A 16,474-nucleotide genomic window follows, 5' to 3' on the forward strand; every position below is an offset into this window, starting at 1 on the left:
AGCATTTTAAAACCAGTCTGTTGCATCATTTTGTCTAATTAAAATACGACATTACACAATCGTTGTTACTTAGAACTATGTTTTTCAACTTCCGACTTTATGACATTCGACTTTAAGACATTCGACTTAAATTACAGACCGTGCTGAAACAAATGATAATAGGCTTCGTTAGCATTTATTTTATCCTTAAAGTCTCTAACGGTTGTTTTTTCATCGATAACAAGCAATTCTATCCCTGCAATATCGGCAAAATCTTCCATATATTCAGTTGTCAAGACTTGGCTGTACACGGTGTGATGCGCTCCACCGGCTAAAATCCATGTAGTTGCAGCAATATCAAGGTTTGGTTTACAATCCCACAAGACACGAGCAACAGGAAGTTTAGGCAAATCAGCCATTGGCGCTACAGCTTCCACTTCGTTTACAATCAATCGGAAACGGTTCCCCATATCAATCAAGGAAGCATTGATAGCATTTCCAGCAGCAACATTAAATACCAAACGAACCGGATCTTCTTTTCCTCCAATGCCTAATGGGTGAACTTCACAAGAAGGTTTTGCATCGGCAATAGAAGAACAAATTTCTAGCATGTGAGAACCTAAAACATACGATTTTTCAGGTGTAAAATGGTACGTATAATCTTCCATGAAGGAAGTTCCGCCTTGGTGTTCAAGACCTACATTCATTACTTTCATCGCACGGAGTAAAGCTGCAGTTTTCCAGTCGCCTTCTCCACCAAAACCGTATCCATCTGCCATCAGCCTTTGTACAGCAATTCCCGGAAGTTGTTTTAAAGAACCCAGATTTTCGAAAGTATCAGTGAAAGCACCAAAACCTCCTTCTACAAGAAATGCTCTTAATCCTATTTCTATTCGGGCAGCTTCTAGCAATGAATCTCTTTTTTCTCCTCCTTTTTGAAGGGCTGGAGCCAAAGTATAAGACGCTTCATATACTGCAACTAATGCATTCGTATCAGCATCAGAAACGTTGTCAATATGTTTGGTAATATCTGAAGAGTCGAAACCATTTACCGAAAAACCAAAACGGATTTGGGCTTCGACTTTGTCTCCTTCAGTTACTGCAACTTCGCGCATGTTGTCTCCAAATCTTGCCACTTTTAAGTTTTGGAACTCATCCCAACCTAAAACGACTCTGGACCAAATGCCTAATTTCTTTTGAACGCGTTCGTCTTCCCAATGTCCAACAACGACTTTGCGTTTTTTACGCATTCGGGACATGATGAAACCAAACTCTCTGTCTCCATGAGCCGATTGATTTAAATTCATAAAATCCATATCCATAGAAGCCCATGGAATTTCAGCGTTGAATTGTGTATGTAAATGGCACAATGGTTTTTTAAGAATATTTAAACCACCAATCCACATTTTAGCAGGCGAAAAAGTATGCATCCAAGCAATAATACCAATACAGTTTTTATTCGAATTGGCCTCTAAACATACATTTGTAATTTGTGCTGGAGATTTTACCACATCTTTATATACAATTTTCACGGGTATATGGGACGAAGCGTTTAACCCTTTTGCAATGTATTGTGAATGCTCGGCTACTTTTCTTAGCGTTTCTTCGCCGTATAATTCTTGGCTGCCTACTACAAACCAAACTTCTTTTTGAGAGATATCTATCATTATTTTATTGTTTTATATAGTATTGAATAACATTATTTTACCTATTCTGGAAAATAACATTGAGTTATAAAATGATTTAATATTTTTGATTAACGATTTTTGATTTCAGAAGTTTGGACTCGTATAAAACGAGAAATCTAGTGCTGTGAAATCTGAAATCAAAAATCGTTAATCATCATTCAAAAATCTATTATTGTCCGTAATACGAATCTTTTCCGTGTTTACGTTCGTAATGTTTCTTTATTAAGGAATCTTTTAATCTTGGAGCATTTGGATTTATTTGCAAAGTCAAGTGCGCCATTTCGGCAATTACCTCTAAAACTTTACTGTTGTAAACTGCTTTTGCTGCGTTCTTTCCCCAAGCAAAAGGACCGTGATTTCCAATGAGAATCATCTCTACTTCCTCGTACGAAAGGTTTTTTTCTTTGAAACAATCTAAAATCTGAATGCCGGTATTGTGTTCATAATTCCCTTCGATAAGTGCGTCAGCCATTGGCGCAGTACAAGGAATATCGCTGGTTAAGTGATCGGCGTGGGTGGTTCCAAAGATTGGAATGTCTCTTTGCGACTGTGCCCAAGCCACGGAATACGTGGCGTGAGTGTGTGCTACACCGCCAATGTTTGGCCAGTTTTTATATAAATAAGCGTGCGTTTTCGTATCCGATGACGGACGCATGTTGCCTTCGATGATGGTATTGTCAAAATCTACAATAACAATATCTTCGGGTTTCAAATCTTCGTAAGGAACGCCGCTGGGTTTTATAGCAAAAACACCATTTTTTCTATCTACTGCGCTCACGTTTCCAAAAGTATAGACTACTAAATTCAATGCATTCAATTGCATGTTTGCATTGTAGCATTCCTGTTTTAAAGCATTATACATATTGCTCATGGTGTAGTTTTTTAATAGATGGATCAGCAAAAGAGCTTAGTTGGTCGTATGCCAAAAGCAATTTGTTATAGGCTGCAACTTTGTCTAATTGTGGAAAATATTCACCGTCAAAATCACTTCCCATTTTTTGACTTGCTTCAATTACATTCGGATAAATTCCTGCTGCAACTGCTGCGTATATCGCTGCGCCCAAAGCGGGTGTTTGATCTGAAGCTGCGATTTTAATTGGTTTATTCAATACATTTGCCAAGGTTTGCATGATGTAAGGCGATTTTCTCGCTACACCACCAATACCGATAATACTGTTTATTTTTACACCTTCTTCTTCAAAACGGTCTACTATTTTTTTAGAACCAAAACAGATCGCGTTTACCAAAGATTTGAATAAATGGGGGGCTTTGGTTCCCAAAGACAAATTAGAAATAGCACTTTTAATTTCCTGATTAGCATCAGGAGTTCTTCTTCCGTTAATCCAGTCTAAAGCGATTGGCACACTTTCAGATAAAGGAATTTTTTCTGCTTCAGCGGTCAATTGAACGATTAAATTGTCACTCATTTCTGCTTTTAACTGCTTTTTTTGTTCTTCAGTTAAAAGGGTAGAAGTATCCAATAAATGTTCTGTTGGCCAAAGCAATAATTCTTTGTACCAAGCTAATAAATCTCCAAAAGCAGATTGTCCCGCTTCAAGACCTATATATCCTGGTAGTACCGAACCATCAACTTGTCCGCAGATACCACGAACGGTTTTTGTTCCGATTGACTCTTTTGAATCAATAATAATATCACAGGTTGAGGTTCCCATCACGCGAACCAAAGTGTTTTCTTCAATTTTTGCTCCTACTGCTCCAGAATGGGCGTCGAATGTTCCCACGGCAATTATAGTGTCCGTTGTAAGACCCAATCGTGTTGCCCACTCTTGGCTTAAATTTCCGGCTACTAAATCAGACGTATAGGTTTCATCGTATAATCTTCCACGAAGAGTGGCTAGATAAGGATGTAATTTTTCTAAAAATTCTTCTGGAGGCAAACCGTTCCAGTCTTCATGCCACATGGCTTTATGACCCGCTGCACAACGACTTCTTTTAAATGATTTTAAATCTTTATTATCGATCAATAAATACGTCATCAAATCGCAATGTTCCATCCAAGTATAGGCAGCTTCTTTGACGGCTGTATCTACTCTTGCAATGTGTAAAATTTTTGCCCAAAACCATTCTGATGAATAAATTCCACCTACATATTTGGTAAAATTTTCTCCACCCCAGTTTTCGGCAAGTTCATTGATTTCGTTTGCTTCGTTAATAGCCGTATGATCTTTCCACAACACCATCATTGCATTCGGATTGTTTTCAAAACCTTTAGTTAAAGCCAAAGGAATTCCATCTTTAGTAACGGGTACTGGTGATGAACCGGTGGTGTCAATACAAATACTTCGTATTAGGGAAGGATCTATATTGCTGTTTTGCACCACATATTTTATGGTCGTTTCTAATCCTTCGATATGATCCAAAGGATGTTGTCGAAACTGATTTAGGGATGCGTTACAATATTCTTTGGTTGCCCATCGCTTGTATTGACACACATTTGACGCAATTTCTTGTCCATTTTCAGTGTCTATTAACATCGCTCGAACAGAATCTGTTCCATAGTCTAATCCTATTACATAATTTTTCATTCTAGATTCTTTTTAAGAGTAATTACAAATATAGTTTAAATAATTTATAAGTGTATAAAAAACACTTAATTTAATTTAACGGTGTAATTTTTATTATAACTGCAAGAGAACAGCAGTTTCCGAATTGAATAAATAATAATTCTTTGCTATACATTTATTCTATTGCGATTATTTCATTTTTAACTTCAAAACAGTCACAGAATAGGGTGGAAGGCTCGTTTGGGCTTTGTCCCCGTTTAAATTAAATACGTTTTCTATCGGGCTTATTTTCTTAGGATTTGCAAACGAATTCTCGTCTTGTAAGTTTGGACTTGTAAGGGTTATTATAGTTCCTTTAGCTTGTAATTTGGTTCCTTTTAAAGCTACATTTACTTCTTGGGCAGTCGCAGCTGTGTTCACTAATTTTACAATTACTTCTTTTGTATTTATATCTTTCACCGCTGATGCAAACAAATTGTTTTGTCCGGTTACCGGTTTTCCGTCTTTATTAATGGCTATTAAATCGGTTCCTCTATTGGTGGCAAATAATTTTTGCACATAATAATTAGCAGAACCATAGGCTTCCAGATTGTTGAACCAAAGTAAATCCGGTGTCCATTGCCACGCTTCTTCATGAGCCATTAGCGGTGCGTAAGAAGTTAAATTAACCACTTCAGCATTTCGTTCTAAACCAGTCATAAAAGCAGCTTCAGAAAAGGCACATTCCCAATTATTTCTGTTGTCAGGACTTGCAATAGCGACACTTTGAGCGGCATATTCTCCTGCGAAAATTTTAGGACCTTTTCGGTCATAACTGTCATAACGAGTAGCATTTTCTCTAAACCATTGTGGGCTTTTGTAATAATGCTCATCTACAATTTCAGCATTCAATTTTTTAAGTTCTTGCATGCCGTATTCAAAATAATCTCCTTCCGGAAATGGTCCGCTTCCGGAAACAATAATCATTTTTGGATATTTTGCTTTAATTGCTTTTTCAAATACTTTGTATCTTTCGATGTAATCTGGTCCCCATTGCTCGTTTCCAACACCAATGTATTTTAGGTTGAACGGTTTTGGATGTCCCATTTCAGAGCGAACTCTTCCCCAAGGAGTTTCTGTGCCGCCATTTGCAAATTCAATTAAATCCAAAGCATCTTGCACGTAAGGATCTAATTCTTCCATTGGAACTAATTCTCCAGTATTGAATTGGCATGCTATTCCACAGCTCAAAATAGGCAAAGGCTGCGCACCTAAATCTTCCGAAAGTTGGAAATATTCAAAGAATCCCAATCCAAAAGTCTGAAAATAATCCGGTGCCGGTTTGTGACTGAATTCGGTGTTCCAACGGTTTACTAACGTTTCTCTTTTATCCACATCACCTACGGTTTTTTTCCATTGGTAGCGTTGTGCCAAAGTTCTTCCTTCCACAATACAACCGCCAGGGAATCTCAAAAATCCAGGTTTCATATCATACAAAAGTTGCACGATGTCTTTACGCATTCCGTTTTTTCTGTTCCTCCAAGTATCTTCGGGAAACAAAGAAATCATGTCTAAATCGATGGTTCCGTTTCCTTCAAAGGTGATTTTTAATTGTGCTTTTGCCTCGGTTTGAGTAGCAGTAAATTGTGCAGTATAGCCTTTCCACTCGCTTGATGTTGGAACAATAGTCGTTTCGCCTAATACTTTTTTGTTTTTATCAATAAATTGAATGATAATTTTTTTGATAGCGCCATTGTGATTTGCCGCTTTTAGCGAAAGATTGTATTTAGCATCTTTCTTAATTCCCATGCCACGGAATCCTTCGTTAATCATCGAAAATCCTTTGGCATCATTGATTAATACTCTACAAAAACTTGGATTGGTTTTGTTTTCCAATGCCTTAATAGTTGTAGCAATTCCAGATGTTGTATTGAATGAATGCTTGTCACTATTTGGTTGTTCCCAACCCATCAGTGGTGCTTCAAATTCAAAAGAACGGTTTTTAATCATCTCGGCATACAACCCACCATCGGCAGCAAAGTTGATGTCTTCGAAAAACACACCGTACATCGTCGGTTGAATTTTAGTAACCGTAGTAGCGGTATTCACTTCGAGATTCGTTTTTTGCGCATTGGCATAAAAGCCATTTAGTAATAGCCCACAAAGGGTAATTTTGGTAATTAAATTTGGTTTCATTTTTATTCTTTTTTATGGTTTAAAGTTTAAAGTTGTTGGAATTGAACGTTATACTTTAATGATTCATCTGTTATCTTACTTTTTTTTTACTCTTTATAATCAATCCAAACTTTCATTTTTCCAATGCCTCTGTTTGACCAGGAATAATAGGGAATGGCTTTTAATTTTTGGGTTTGAATGGTATTTACCCCTTCTAAAAGGTTGTCCTCTTTTTCAACTTTGAAAGTATCGTTTGCACTGATAGTTATGGCGTCAAAATTAGTTGCGTTGTCCGCTTCTTCAATCGCATATACAATTGGTCCATATTCCAAAGCGACTTTTCCTATGTTGCCTTCCACTTTCGCATTGGTTACCACTTGTTTTACTTCCATTGGAAAATTCAGGACAATTATTTCTCCTTTTTTCCATTTTTTGGTAATAGTGATATATCCTTTGTCTTCTTGGTATGCAAATGCTTTTCCGTTTATAGTAACAGTTGTTTTTGCAGTTGAGGTAGTTGCGTAAGTATATAAATCTCCAGGTAAAACTTGATTTCTAGCCCAACTTGGGATACGTAATTTTATAGCAAATTCATTTTCTTTTTTTGGAGAAACAGTAAGAGTAACTTTTCCGTCCCAAGGATAATTGGTTTGTTGTGCAATTTGTAAATCGGTTTTATCCAATGTTATTTTCACCGTATTCGAAGCGTATAAATTCACATAAAGCACGTCTTTACTTTTAGAATAAATCAATCCCGGAATCGAAGGAATAAACCGAATCAAATTCGTTGGACAACAAGAACAATCAAACCACGACTGACGGGTACATGCACCACGATTGAATTTATAAACGCCATCCGATTCCAATGCATTTGGATAAAAGAATTTTTTTCCATCCAATGACAATCCCGAAATCAATCCGTTGTATAAAGAGCGCTCAATCACATCAAAATAATCCGAACTTCCGGATAAACTATGCAGTCTGTGGTTCCAATACACATTGCCAATAGCAGCACAAGTTTCGTTGTAAGCGGTTAGATTTGGCAATTCGTAATTTTCTCCAAAGGCTTCTCCGTCGTGTTTAGCTCCGATGCCTCCTGTGATGTACATTTTTTTGTTTATCATATTACGCCACAAGTGATTCACGGCATTCCCATAAACAGCATCATTTTCTAAAGCAGCAATATCCGTCATTCCGGCATACATATACACCGCTCTTACGGCATGACCCACCGCTTCTTTTTGTTGAATAACAGGAATGTCATCTTGGGAGTATGCGCCGTATAAAGTGTGGTTTTTTGGATTTCCGCGGTTGTCCAAAAAATATTTGGCCAGTTTTAAATAGGCTTTTTTATGGGTAACTTGGTATAATTTTACCAAACCGGTTTCCACGATTTGATGTCCGGGAACGCCATGAACTTGGTCTGTCCTGTCGCCAAAAGTTCGCACTAACAGATCCGCATTTTTGATGGCAATGTCTAAAAAGTTTTTCTTTCCAGTTGCTTCATAATGCACTACAGCCGCTTCAATCAGGTGTCCAGAATTGTATAATTCATGACTGATATGTAACGATTCCCAACGTTTTCCTTCGATAACGGGAACCCATGGAGCTGGTGGTTTGGCGGGGTTAATGGTCCTCCAAGTAGTTAAGTAACCGTCTTTTTCCTGACCAATTTTTACAATGCTAATCAGTGAGTCTAATAGTATTTCGAGTTTTGGATTGGGTTCACTGATTAAGGTGTTCGAAGCACCTTCGATAATTTTATACACATCGGTATCGTCAAAAGGCATTTGCCCTTTTACAGTTCCTTCCATTTTACCACCTGCAATTAGAAAGTTGTCCATGCGGCCTTCTTCTTGGCATTTTTGAATGGCGTATTCGATGGTTTTTTCCTGTACTTTTTTTATTATTGGCAACCAAAAAGCATCGGTAACTTTTACATTTTGAATGTTTACCGGAGTTATACTATAATCTGTTTTTTTGGACGAGTTCGATTTCTTTGGGCGTTGTTGGCTTTGTCCATAAACGGTCATTAAAATCGAAAGAGCTAGTATTGTTTTTTTTATAAAGGTCATTTGCCGACTATTAATCTGTTTTTAATTCAGTGGTGCAACAACAGGCCATAAAGCAGCATCCCATTGCATTTCTTTTATTTTTAAAACAGGTTTTCCTTTTTGATTGGAATCATACGCATGAAAAATGATATAATCTTTCCCATCAAAAGTATAGGCGCTGTTGTGGCCTGCTCCGTAATAGTTTTCGTTTCCTTGAATCAATACCGTTCCGCCACCTTCGTTTAGTGATTTTCCGTCTTTATCTACATAAGGACCGGTGATGTTTTTGGCTCTTCCCACGACTACTTTATATGTGCTTTTCTCACCTCGACAACACAAATCCCAAGAAAGGAATTGATAATAATACCCGTTCTTTTTGAAAATAAATGGTGCTTCTAGTGCGCCATCTCCGGGGTCAGTATCCGCTAATTCAAAGGTTCTTTTGCGTTTTGAAATCGTGAACCATTCTTCAGGTTGTGCCACTGATTTTAAATCGGGATTTAATTTTACCATTTTTAATCCGTTCCAAAAAGAACCAAAAGCCAACCAAGGCGTGTTGTTTTCATCCAAAGTCAAATTGGGATCTATGGCATTCCATAAATCACGATTTGGAACGGATTGGATTACAATTCCGTGATCAACCCATTTATATGCTGGGTTTTTTGGGTCTAAAGTGGTATTGGTTGCCAATGCTATCGCCGACGTGTTTTTTGCGAAAGCAGAAACCGAATAATACAAGTAATAGGTGTTGTTGTGAAAGGAAATATCTGGTGCCCAAATGTGATTGTCAAAATTAGGCACCACTTTATCTACCCAAACTGGTTTTTCTTTGAAAATAGCGGGTTCCGGTTTCCAGTTTTTTAAATCTTTGGAGCTAAAAACACTAATTCCTTTTCCGGTACAGTATAAATAGTAGGTGTCTTTTTGCTGGATCATCACTGGGTCGTGAACAGAAATTTCTTGTGCCCAAGCGGAGGCCGTCATGATGAGTAAGAGAAGTAATGGTTGTATTTTTTGATGTAATTTCATGCTTAATTTTTTTATTTTTGAATACCTTCTGTAGTCATAATTACACGTTTCAGCGTTCCATCTTCATTGTAATACAAACGGTCTATGCACACGGATCTTCTGAAACTGCCACCGTTAGGTTGAGTCGCGCCATTGTGATAAATGAAATAGTCTTTTCCTTTAAAGGCAATAATTGATTGATGGTTGGTATTCGAATTTCCGGCAATTTCATTTAAAATTCCTTTGTATTCCCAAGGTCCGTTGATGGATTTACTCATAGCATAAGCGATTTTTTCAGGAAACTGATAGGCATACGACAAGTAATACCAGTCCTTTTTTTTATGAATCCAAGGGGCTTCGGTAAAATTTGGTAAGGTAACGGTTTGAATCGGACCGTCAAGTTCAACCATGTTTGCTTTTAATTTGGCATAATAACAAACGGTATTTCCCCAGAATAAATAAGCCTGCCCATCATCGTCTATCATAACGGTTGGATCAATATCGTCCCAACTAATATTGGTTTTGGTGGTCATATCATTAGTAATAATGGCTTTTCCCAACGCGTCTTTAAAAGGACCTATTGGACTGTCAGAAACGGCTACTCCAATTGATTTTCCGGGAATAGTTCCGTGTTCAACCGTAACATACCAATAAAATTTTCCGTTGCGTTCAATGACCTGAGCCGCCCAAGCATCGGACTTTGCCCAAGCAAAATCGGTTACTTTTAGGGGTACGGGATGTTCTTGCCAGTTCACCATATCCGACGAGGAATACACCAGCCATTCCTTCATTTTATAGAAATTGAAATCATTGGGCGCTTCATCATGACCGGCATAGAGATAGACTTTGTCTTTGTAAACCAAAGCTGCAGGATCGCCGGTGTATTTATCTTTGATGATCGGATTGTTGATTTGCATGGATTGACTCGGATTTCCATCCTTGGCGGAAGCCGTAACACGATCTGTTTGAATCGTTTTACAAGAGGAAATAAGTGCCAGAAGCAATAAGGTTGTAATTGTATTTTTCATTTTGATTTTTTTCTGTAAAAGAATGAAAAGGGCGTTTTATTTATAACGGATGTCTTTTTAGAGTATTAAAAAGGCATCCGATTACTATTTATTAATCAATTTTTTTACCCCAAACCGGAAGTCCGCCCGAAGTAAATCCTGAATAAGTGATGGTGACTTTTCTGGTGGCTCTTTCCCAATCCCAAGCATCGCTTACTTTACATTTTACACCGTTAACAGTTAGTGTTTTATTAGTGCTGTCATACGACCAGCTTCCTGTGGCGCCACCACTTACTTTTTTGTCGGCGGTCAAGTATATAGTTGCTGATTTTTGAATAATTTTGTACTGGTAATTCATTGTAATCTGTTCCCAAGTTCCTATAAATGAAACATCAGAAAGCGTTGTTGCAGGTACTCCAGCATAGCGTTCGGGTGCTACTACCGGCCAACCGTCTTCGGTCCATTGGATGGCTCGAACGTGACCCATCATGACTGCATTAGAAGCATTAATTCCGGGTACGCCTTCTGGCAAACGAGCTTGTGAGGCATAAAACCATTCTTTGGTTTCCGGATTTTGAAATATGGAACAATGTGCAAACCCAACCCATCCCGTATGATTGTTAAAGGAATATGGATGTGTTAGCATTGGCCAAGCATCGGCTCCGTTAGTGACATCGGCTCCATTGATTCCCAGATAAGGTCCCATAATGTTTTTAGAACGAGCAACACGAGTATTGTAAGGTACATCAAGTCCGTCATACGCCAAAAATAAATAGTAGTACCCCGTGTTTTCGTTGTACATAATCTCTGGACCTTCTGATCCTTGCCAGCGACTCGCTCTATTGCGCGTGGCGATGCGCGTGCCATAATCGCCTACTGTTTTTAATTGATCCGGTTTTCCGGTTATGGGATTTAATTTTAAAGCCGCAATACCGGAATGCCAGGAGCCGTAGATTAAATAGTGTTCTCCTTGTGGCGTAACGGTAAAAGTTGGGTCGATGGCATTGAATTTGAAATAAGCTTCCCAATCATTGCCGCCATTTCGCACATAACTTTTCACACCGTCTGGTTCAGAGCAAACAACCATTCCTCTGTCTACCCATACATTGGTAGCTAAATCATCTGATTCTGCAAGACCAATGAAGGCTCTTTCCGACCATGAGGTATTGTAGTCAGTTCCAATAATTGGTTCCGTAACTACGATGCTGTAATACAATCGGTATTTAGTTCCTACTTTTTTAATGTAAGGCGCCCAATACCCATAACTCGGATTTGCAATAGCGGGTAAAGCGGGAACCATTCGGGCTCTTTTGTTGTTTAAAGAATCTTTTACCCAAGCTGGAGCTTGTGTCATTGCAGCACCCATGTATTCCCAAGTAATCAAATCTTTCGAACGTCGGTAAGGGAAATGTCCATGACCATCTGCAGCACCACCGTAGGAAGCATCGGTTTGATACATATAATAATATTCGCCACACTTTTCAACAGAAGGATCATGCACGTTTGCCAAGTTCCATTGCGAACGGGTATTCCAGGAAGCAATAGCGGTGTAATTGTCCGGGTAGGTAGGTCCGGGGAAAGTATTTGGAACAACCACTACTGGGGGTACTACCGGATCTGGGTCTGCGGCAGGATCATCACTAGAACAACTACTGAAAAGTATTACCAACAATAGCATTATTGGATAAGACCTTAGATTCAAAATGTGAAGAAGTTTTTTCATTTTTATATGCTTTTATTTGGTTTCTAAAACCACTACAGAAAATGCAGGGATTGTGATTTCCAGTTTGCCCTTTTTTGTTTCAAAGCCTTTGAAAACAGCAGGTTTTATTTTTGTAGGATTGTCAAATGTGTTGTGGTCTTGTAATTTTGGCGAAGCCAAAATAGTTCCGGTAACATTTTTAATTCCAAGTTCTTGCATGTCAATTTCTATTTTGTGCTCTTTTTTAGCATCGATATTTACTAATGAAATATGAATTAATCCGTTTTTATCTTTGGATGCCGAAGCGGATAAGGCAGGAAGTGTTTCGCCATTATGGGTATATAGTGGGGATTTTATAGTAATTGGCAATAATTTTGCGTCTTGATGTACACTGTACATTTGCATTACATGATAAGTTGGTGTTAAAAGCATTTTAGTTTTATCGGTAAGAATAACAGCTTGCAATACGTTTACACATTGAGCTAGATTTGCAATGCGAACTCTATCGGCATGGTTGTTAAAAATATCTAGGGTTGCCCCCGCCAAAACAGCATCTCTCATCGTATTTTGTTGGTATAAAAACCCTGGATTAGACCCTTTTTCTACATCGTACCAACCACCCCATTCATCCACAACCAAGGCAATTTTTTTAGTTGGATCGTATTTGTCCATTATTGCGGAATGTTTGGTAACGAGTTCTTCCATTTTTAAGGCTTGCTGCATTGTTTTAAAATACACGTCTTCAGTAAAATCGACAGCATCTCCTTTTTTTGCCCAATCAATCACGGAATAATGATGTAAAGCTACTCCACCCAACATATTTCCGGGAATGTTTTTCATTAAGGTATCAGTCCAATTATAATCCGCACTGTTTGCTCCTGAAGCGATGCGCATCAAGCCCCCCGTGTTCTCCCAATCCGACATAAAAGTGGCATATTTTCGGTATTCCCCTGCGTAATAATCAGCTGTCATATTTCCACCACAACCCCAAGCTTCGTTACCAACTCCCCACATTTTTACTTTCCAAGGCTCTTTTCTGCCATTTTTAATACGCAAATCGCTCATTGGGCTTTTGCCTCCAAAATTGACATATTGTACCCAATCTGCCAATTCTTGTACGGTACCGCTGCCCATGTTTCCGGCCAAATAAGGTTCTGTTTCTAGGAGTTCGCATAAGTTTAAAAAATCGTGGGTTCCAAAACTATTGTCTTCTGTAACACCGCCCCACCATTGGTTTACAATAGTAGGTCTGTTTTCTTTTGGTCCAATGCCATCTTTCCAATGGTAGGTATCAGCAAAACAGCCTCCGGGCCACCTCAGGTTTGGGATTTTCAAATTTTTTAAAGCTGCAACTACATCATTTCGGACACCATTTGTATTGGGTATTTTTGAAGTGTCACCCACAAAAAAGCCGTTATAAATTGATCGGCCTAAATGTTCTGCAAAATGACCATAGATGTTTTTATTAATTACAGGAGCACTGTCATTATTTTTTATGGTTAATACTGTTGTTTCTTTTTGTGCCACAATAGTTTGACTACAAAAAGTAAAAATAAATAAGATTAATAGGGCTTTTTTCATGTTGTTTTACTTTATAAAGAGGGAAGTAACAGCCTCCCTCTAAATTTTATTTTTAATATGCAATAGTTGGCCAATCGCCTGACCATGTAAAATTGACTATTTCCAGTTTAGGATTTCCGTTGTCGGCACCGTCATAATAGTGGACTGAACCTTTTTGAGTACCTACAATTCTAGAAATATGTCCTGGACCAATGTAATTTCCATTTGTATTCAATACAGTAGTACCTCCACCACTTTTCAATGATACCCCGTTTTTATCTATAAACGGACCAAACGGACTTGTTGCGCGTCCTACTACAATAAAGTAAGTGCTATTTACACCTTGACAACAAGCGCCACGGTTGACAAACATATAATAATAATTGTTTTCTTTAATTAGACATGGTGCTTCCCAACTGGCATTGCTACCACCAGCAACAATTGTTTTATTCCCGGTAGTTTTACCGGTCAAAGGGTCAATTTGTATAACACCTATTCCCGCATGAAACGATCCATAGGCCATATAAACATTGCTTCCGTCTACTAAAATGGAAGCGTCAATTGCATTTACGTCTGAAGCGGAAGAGGAAGATACCACAACGCCTCGATCTGTCCATTTTGTTCCTGCACTTTGAGAAATAGAGGGAGCAGTAACGAGACCAATTGCTGAAGTAGCCGATCCAAAAGTGGAACAGGAATAATACATATTCCATCGATTGTTAAACCAGGCTACATCTGGTGCCCAAAACGTTTTGGTAAATCCAGGTACATAACTGGAGATCCAACTTGGAGTAGCAGTAAACACCGATGTTCCCCATGACCAGTTTTCCAGATTTGTTGAGTATGTCATAGGAATATTGTCGCCAGTTGTAAAAACATAATAATTTACACCGCTTTTTACAATCGTACTTGGGTCATGTGAGGGAACGTTTCCAATAACTGTTCTTGCAGTTAAACCAGAAGAACTTGAAACATGTAATTCAGCCTCCGTAGGTATTAAAATGTCTTCTTTTTGGCAGCTTACAAGTAGTAAACTTAAAAGAATAAAAGCTATTTTTAATTTTACCATAATTTAAAATTGAGTGATGTGTTTTAGATAAACGTATGCCAATTTGAGATTCTTTTAAAAGGTATAAAATCATATGGTAAACTAATAAAAGTTCACCACATGATATTAAAATTATAACTAACTAAATCAAATAAATATTAATAACCACTGTTTTGAATCGTTCCTGGATTGTTGTCCATTTCTAATTGTGGTATTGGGAAAAACTCTCTTCCTGCAGCATAGGAGTTAAATTCAACATCTCTGGTTTTCAGCCAAGCTAATTTTACAGGATCTTGTAACCATCCCCAACGACGAATATCATCAAAACGGTGTCCTTCTAATGGAAACTCTAAGAATCTTTCATGTCCGATTTGTTCTCTCATTGCAACTTGGCTGAGTCCTGGTTTTGCTGTAGCTAAATTAGGCAAACCTACTCTGCTTCTCACCATTTGAATATACGTGTAAGCACCCGGAGTATCACCAGTTTCGTTTAAAGATTCAGCATACATTAACAATACATCAGCATATCTTAACAAACGTTCGTTGATACCAGAGCGCCAGTCGTACTCGTTTGCATAATTCCCATCTGAATTTTGGTATTTTCTACAAAACAAGTCATTCAAATCTCCTGGATTAGCGGCGTAAAAAGTAGCGAAATTTTGTCCGTAAAGTTGCATTCCGCCGGGTTTGTTATAGAACATAGTGGCATCTAAACGTGGATCTGTCGTGTTCGCCGTAGTTTTTTCAGTTTGGTATTCATTAAATAAAGTCCTTGTTGGCTGTACGTCTGTCCATCCAAAAGCTCTAGGTCCATAAGTAATAGCTCTTGCAGATGTTTTCCCCCATCCAGTAGCCGGAGCGCCACCCCAACCTAAATCAACTCCTCCTGCATCTCTGCTGAATTGTACTTCAAACAGTGATTCAGAGTTGTTTTCGTTAGTGTCCGTAAAGTTATCACGGTAATTAGCCACTAAAGCGTAAACTCCTAAATCGATAACTTGTTTGAATGCGATTTTAGCATTTGGAAAATCTTTAGTAAACAAGTAGGCTTTTCCTAAATATCCTAAGGCCGCTCCTTTTGTGGCACGTCCCTTTTGTCCCGAATCTAAACCAGAAATGTTGTCATAAGAAGCCGGAAGTAAATCTGCGGCTGCTTTAAAATCGGCAATAACTTGTGCCCAACCTTCTGCTTCAGTTTTTTGAGGATAAAAAGCGGCAATTTCTGTTGGTAACGGTACGTTTTTAAACAAATTTACCGCATGAAATAAATACAATCCTCTCAAGAAATAGGCTTGCCCCAAGATTCTGTTTTTAAGTGCGGTATCGGTCATGTTGATGGTTGCTACATTGGTCAAAACTTGATTAGCACGGTAGATTCCTTGGTAGTAAGTTTCGTAAGCCCAACCATAAATGGCAGAATTTGAAACATTGGAATTGAAACGACCTACATTGTACATTGCATCCCAAGGACTGTTACTTCTGACATCATCCCCTTTTAGGTCTAATAATAATGGAGTACTTCGCATGTAAGAGCCATCTGTCAGTAAGCTGCCATAGGCTGCGTTCACTCCTTTTATAGCGTCTTCATCTGTTTTCCAGAATGAATCAGCAGCGTCATTATTAGGGTCAAGTTGAATTAAATCTTCATCGTTGACACAGCTTGTTGTTATCACTGCCAGTGATAAGAAACCAGCCAGATAATTAAATATTTTATATTTCATTTTGATTCGTTTTTAATTGGTTTGCTAA

At 38.2% G+C, this 16,474-nt stretch carries 11 protein-coding genes; all 11 read right to left on the reverse strand.

Annotated features, from left to right (window positions below):
• Nucleotides 1–131: 131 nt before the first annotated feature.
• On the reverse strand, nt 132–1,646 hold the full coding sequence (gene araA, locus ACNQGD_RS05275; RefSeq protein WP_417998544.1) for an L-arabinose isomerase: 1,515 nt from the start codon (nt 1,644–1,646) through the stop codon (nt 132–134).
• Nucleotides 1,647–1,836: 190 nt separating this feature from the next.
• On the reverse strand, nt 1,837–2,538 hold the full coding sequence (locus ACNQGD_RS05280; protein WP_417998545.1) for an L-ribulose-5-phosphate 4-epimerase: 702 nt from the start codon (nt 2,536–2,538) through the stop codon (nt 1,837–1,839).
• Nucleotides 2,522–4,213 carry a ribulokinase gene (locus tag ACNQGD_RS05285; RefSeq protein WP_417998546.1) on the reverse strand — a complete coding sequence of 564 codons (1,692 nt, stop codon included), beginning with the start codon at nt 4,211–4,213 and terminating at the stop codon, nt 2,522–2,524. Before ACNQGD_RS05285 ends, ACNQGD_RS05280 begins: the two co-directional genes overlap by 17 nt.
• Before the next feature lie 168 nt (nt 4,214–4,381).
• Nucleotides 4,382–6,367, reverse strand: coding sequence for an alpha-L-arabinofuranosidase C-terminal domain-containing protein (locus ACNQGD_RS05290; RefSeq protein ID WP_417998547.1), 1,986 nt, complete (start codon nt 6,365–6,367; stop codon nt 4,382–4,384).
• A gap of 86 nt (nt 6,368–6,453) precedes the next feature.
• Nucleotides 6,454–8,421, reverse strand: a complete 1,968-nt coding sequence (locus ACNQGD_RS05295; RefSeq protein ID WP_417998548.1) for a glycoside hydrolase family 127 protein — start codon at nt 8,419–8,421, stop codon at nt 6,454–6,456.
• 21 nt (nt 8,422–8,442) lie between these two features.
• Nucleotides 8,443–9,429, reverse strand: a complete 987-nt coding sequence (locus ACNQGD_RS05300; RefSeq protein WP_417998549.1) for an arabinan endo-1,5-alpha-L-arabinosidase — start codon at nt 9,427–9,429, stop codon at nt 8,443–8,445.
• An 11-nt stretch (nt 9,430–9,440) separates the two neighbouring features.
• Nucleotides 9,441–10,436: a glycoside hydrolase family 43 protein gene (locus ACNQGD_RS05305; RefSeq protein ID WP_417998550.1), complete on the reverse strand. Its 996-nt coding sequence runs from the start codon at nt 10,434–10,436 to the stop codon at nt 9,441–9,443.
• 91 nt (nt 10,437–10,527) lie between these two features.
• Nucleotides 10,528–12,138 (reverse strand): arabinan endo-1,5-alpha-L-arabinosidase, encoded by a 1,611-nt coding sequence (locus ACNQGD_RS05310; protein ID WP_417998551.1) that lies wholly within the window; start codon nt 12,136–12,138, stop codon nt 10,528–10,530.
• 12 nt (nt 12,139–12,150) lie between these two features.
• The gene (locus ACNQGD_RS05315) at nt 12,151–13,698 is read right to left on the reverse strand and encodes an alpha-N-arabinofuranosidase (RefSeq protein ID WP_417998552.1); all 1,548 of its coding nucleotides are present in this window, start codon (nt 13,696–13,698) and stop codon (nt 12,151–12,153) included.
• A 52-nt stretch (nt 13,699–13,750) separates the two neighbouring features.
• Nucleotides 13,751–14,746: an arabinan endo-1,5-alpha-L-arabinosidase gene (locus tag ACNQGD_RS05320; RefSeq protein ID WP_417998553.1), complete on the reverse strand. Its 996-nt coding sequence runs from the start codon at nt 14,744–14,746 to the stop codon at nt 13,751–13,753.
• Nucleotides 14,747–14,883: 137 nt separating this feature from the next.
• Nucleotides 14,884–16,446 carry a RagB/SusD family nutrient uptake outer membrane protein gene (locus tag ACNQGD_RS05325; RefSeq protein ID WP_417998554.1) on the reverse strand — a complete coding sequence of 521 codons (1,563 nt, stop codon included), beginning with the start codon at nt 16,444–16,446 and terminating at the stop codon, nt 14,884–14,886.
• Nucleotides 16,447–16,474 lie beyond the last annotated feature (28 nt).

Origin of the sequence: Flavobacterium glucosi (genome assembly GCF_048286535.1) — a bacterium.
Lineage (GTDB): Bacteria > Bacteroidota > Bacteroidia > Flavobacteriales > Flavobacteriaceae > Flavobacterium.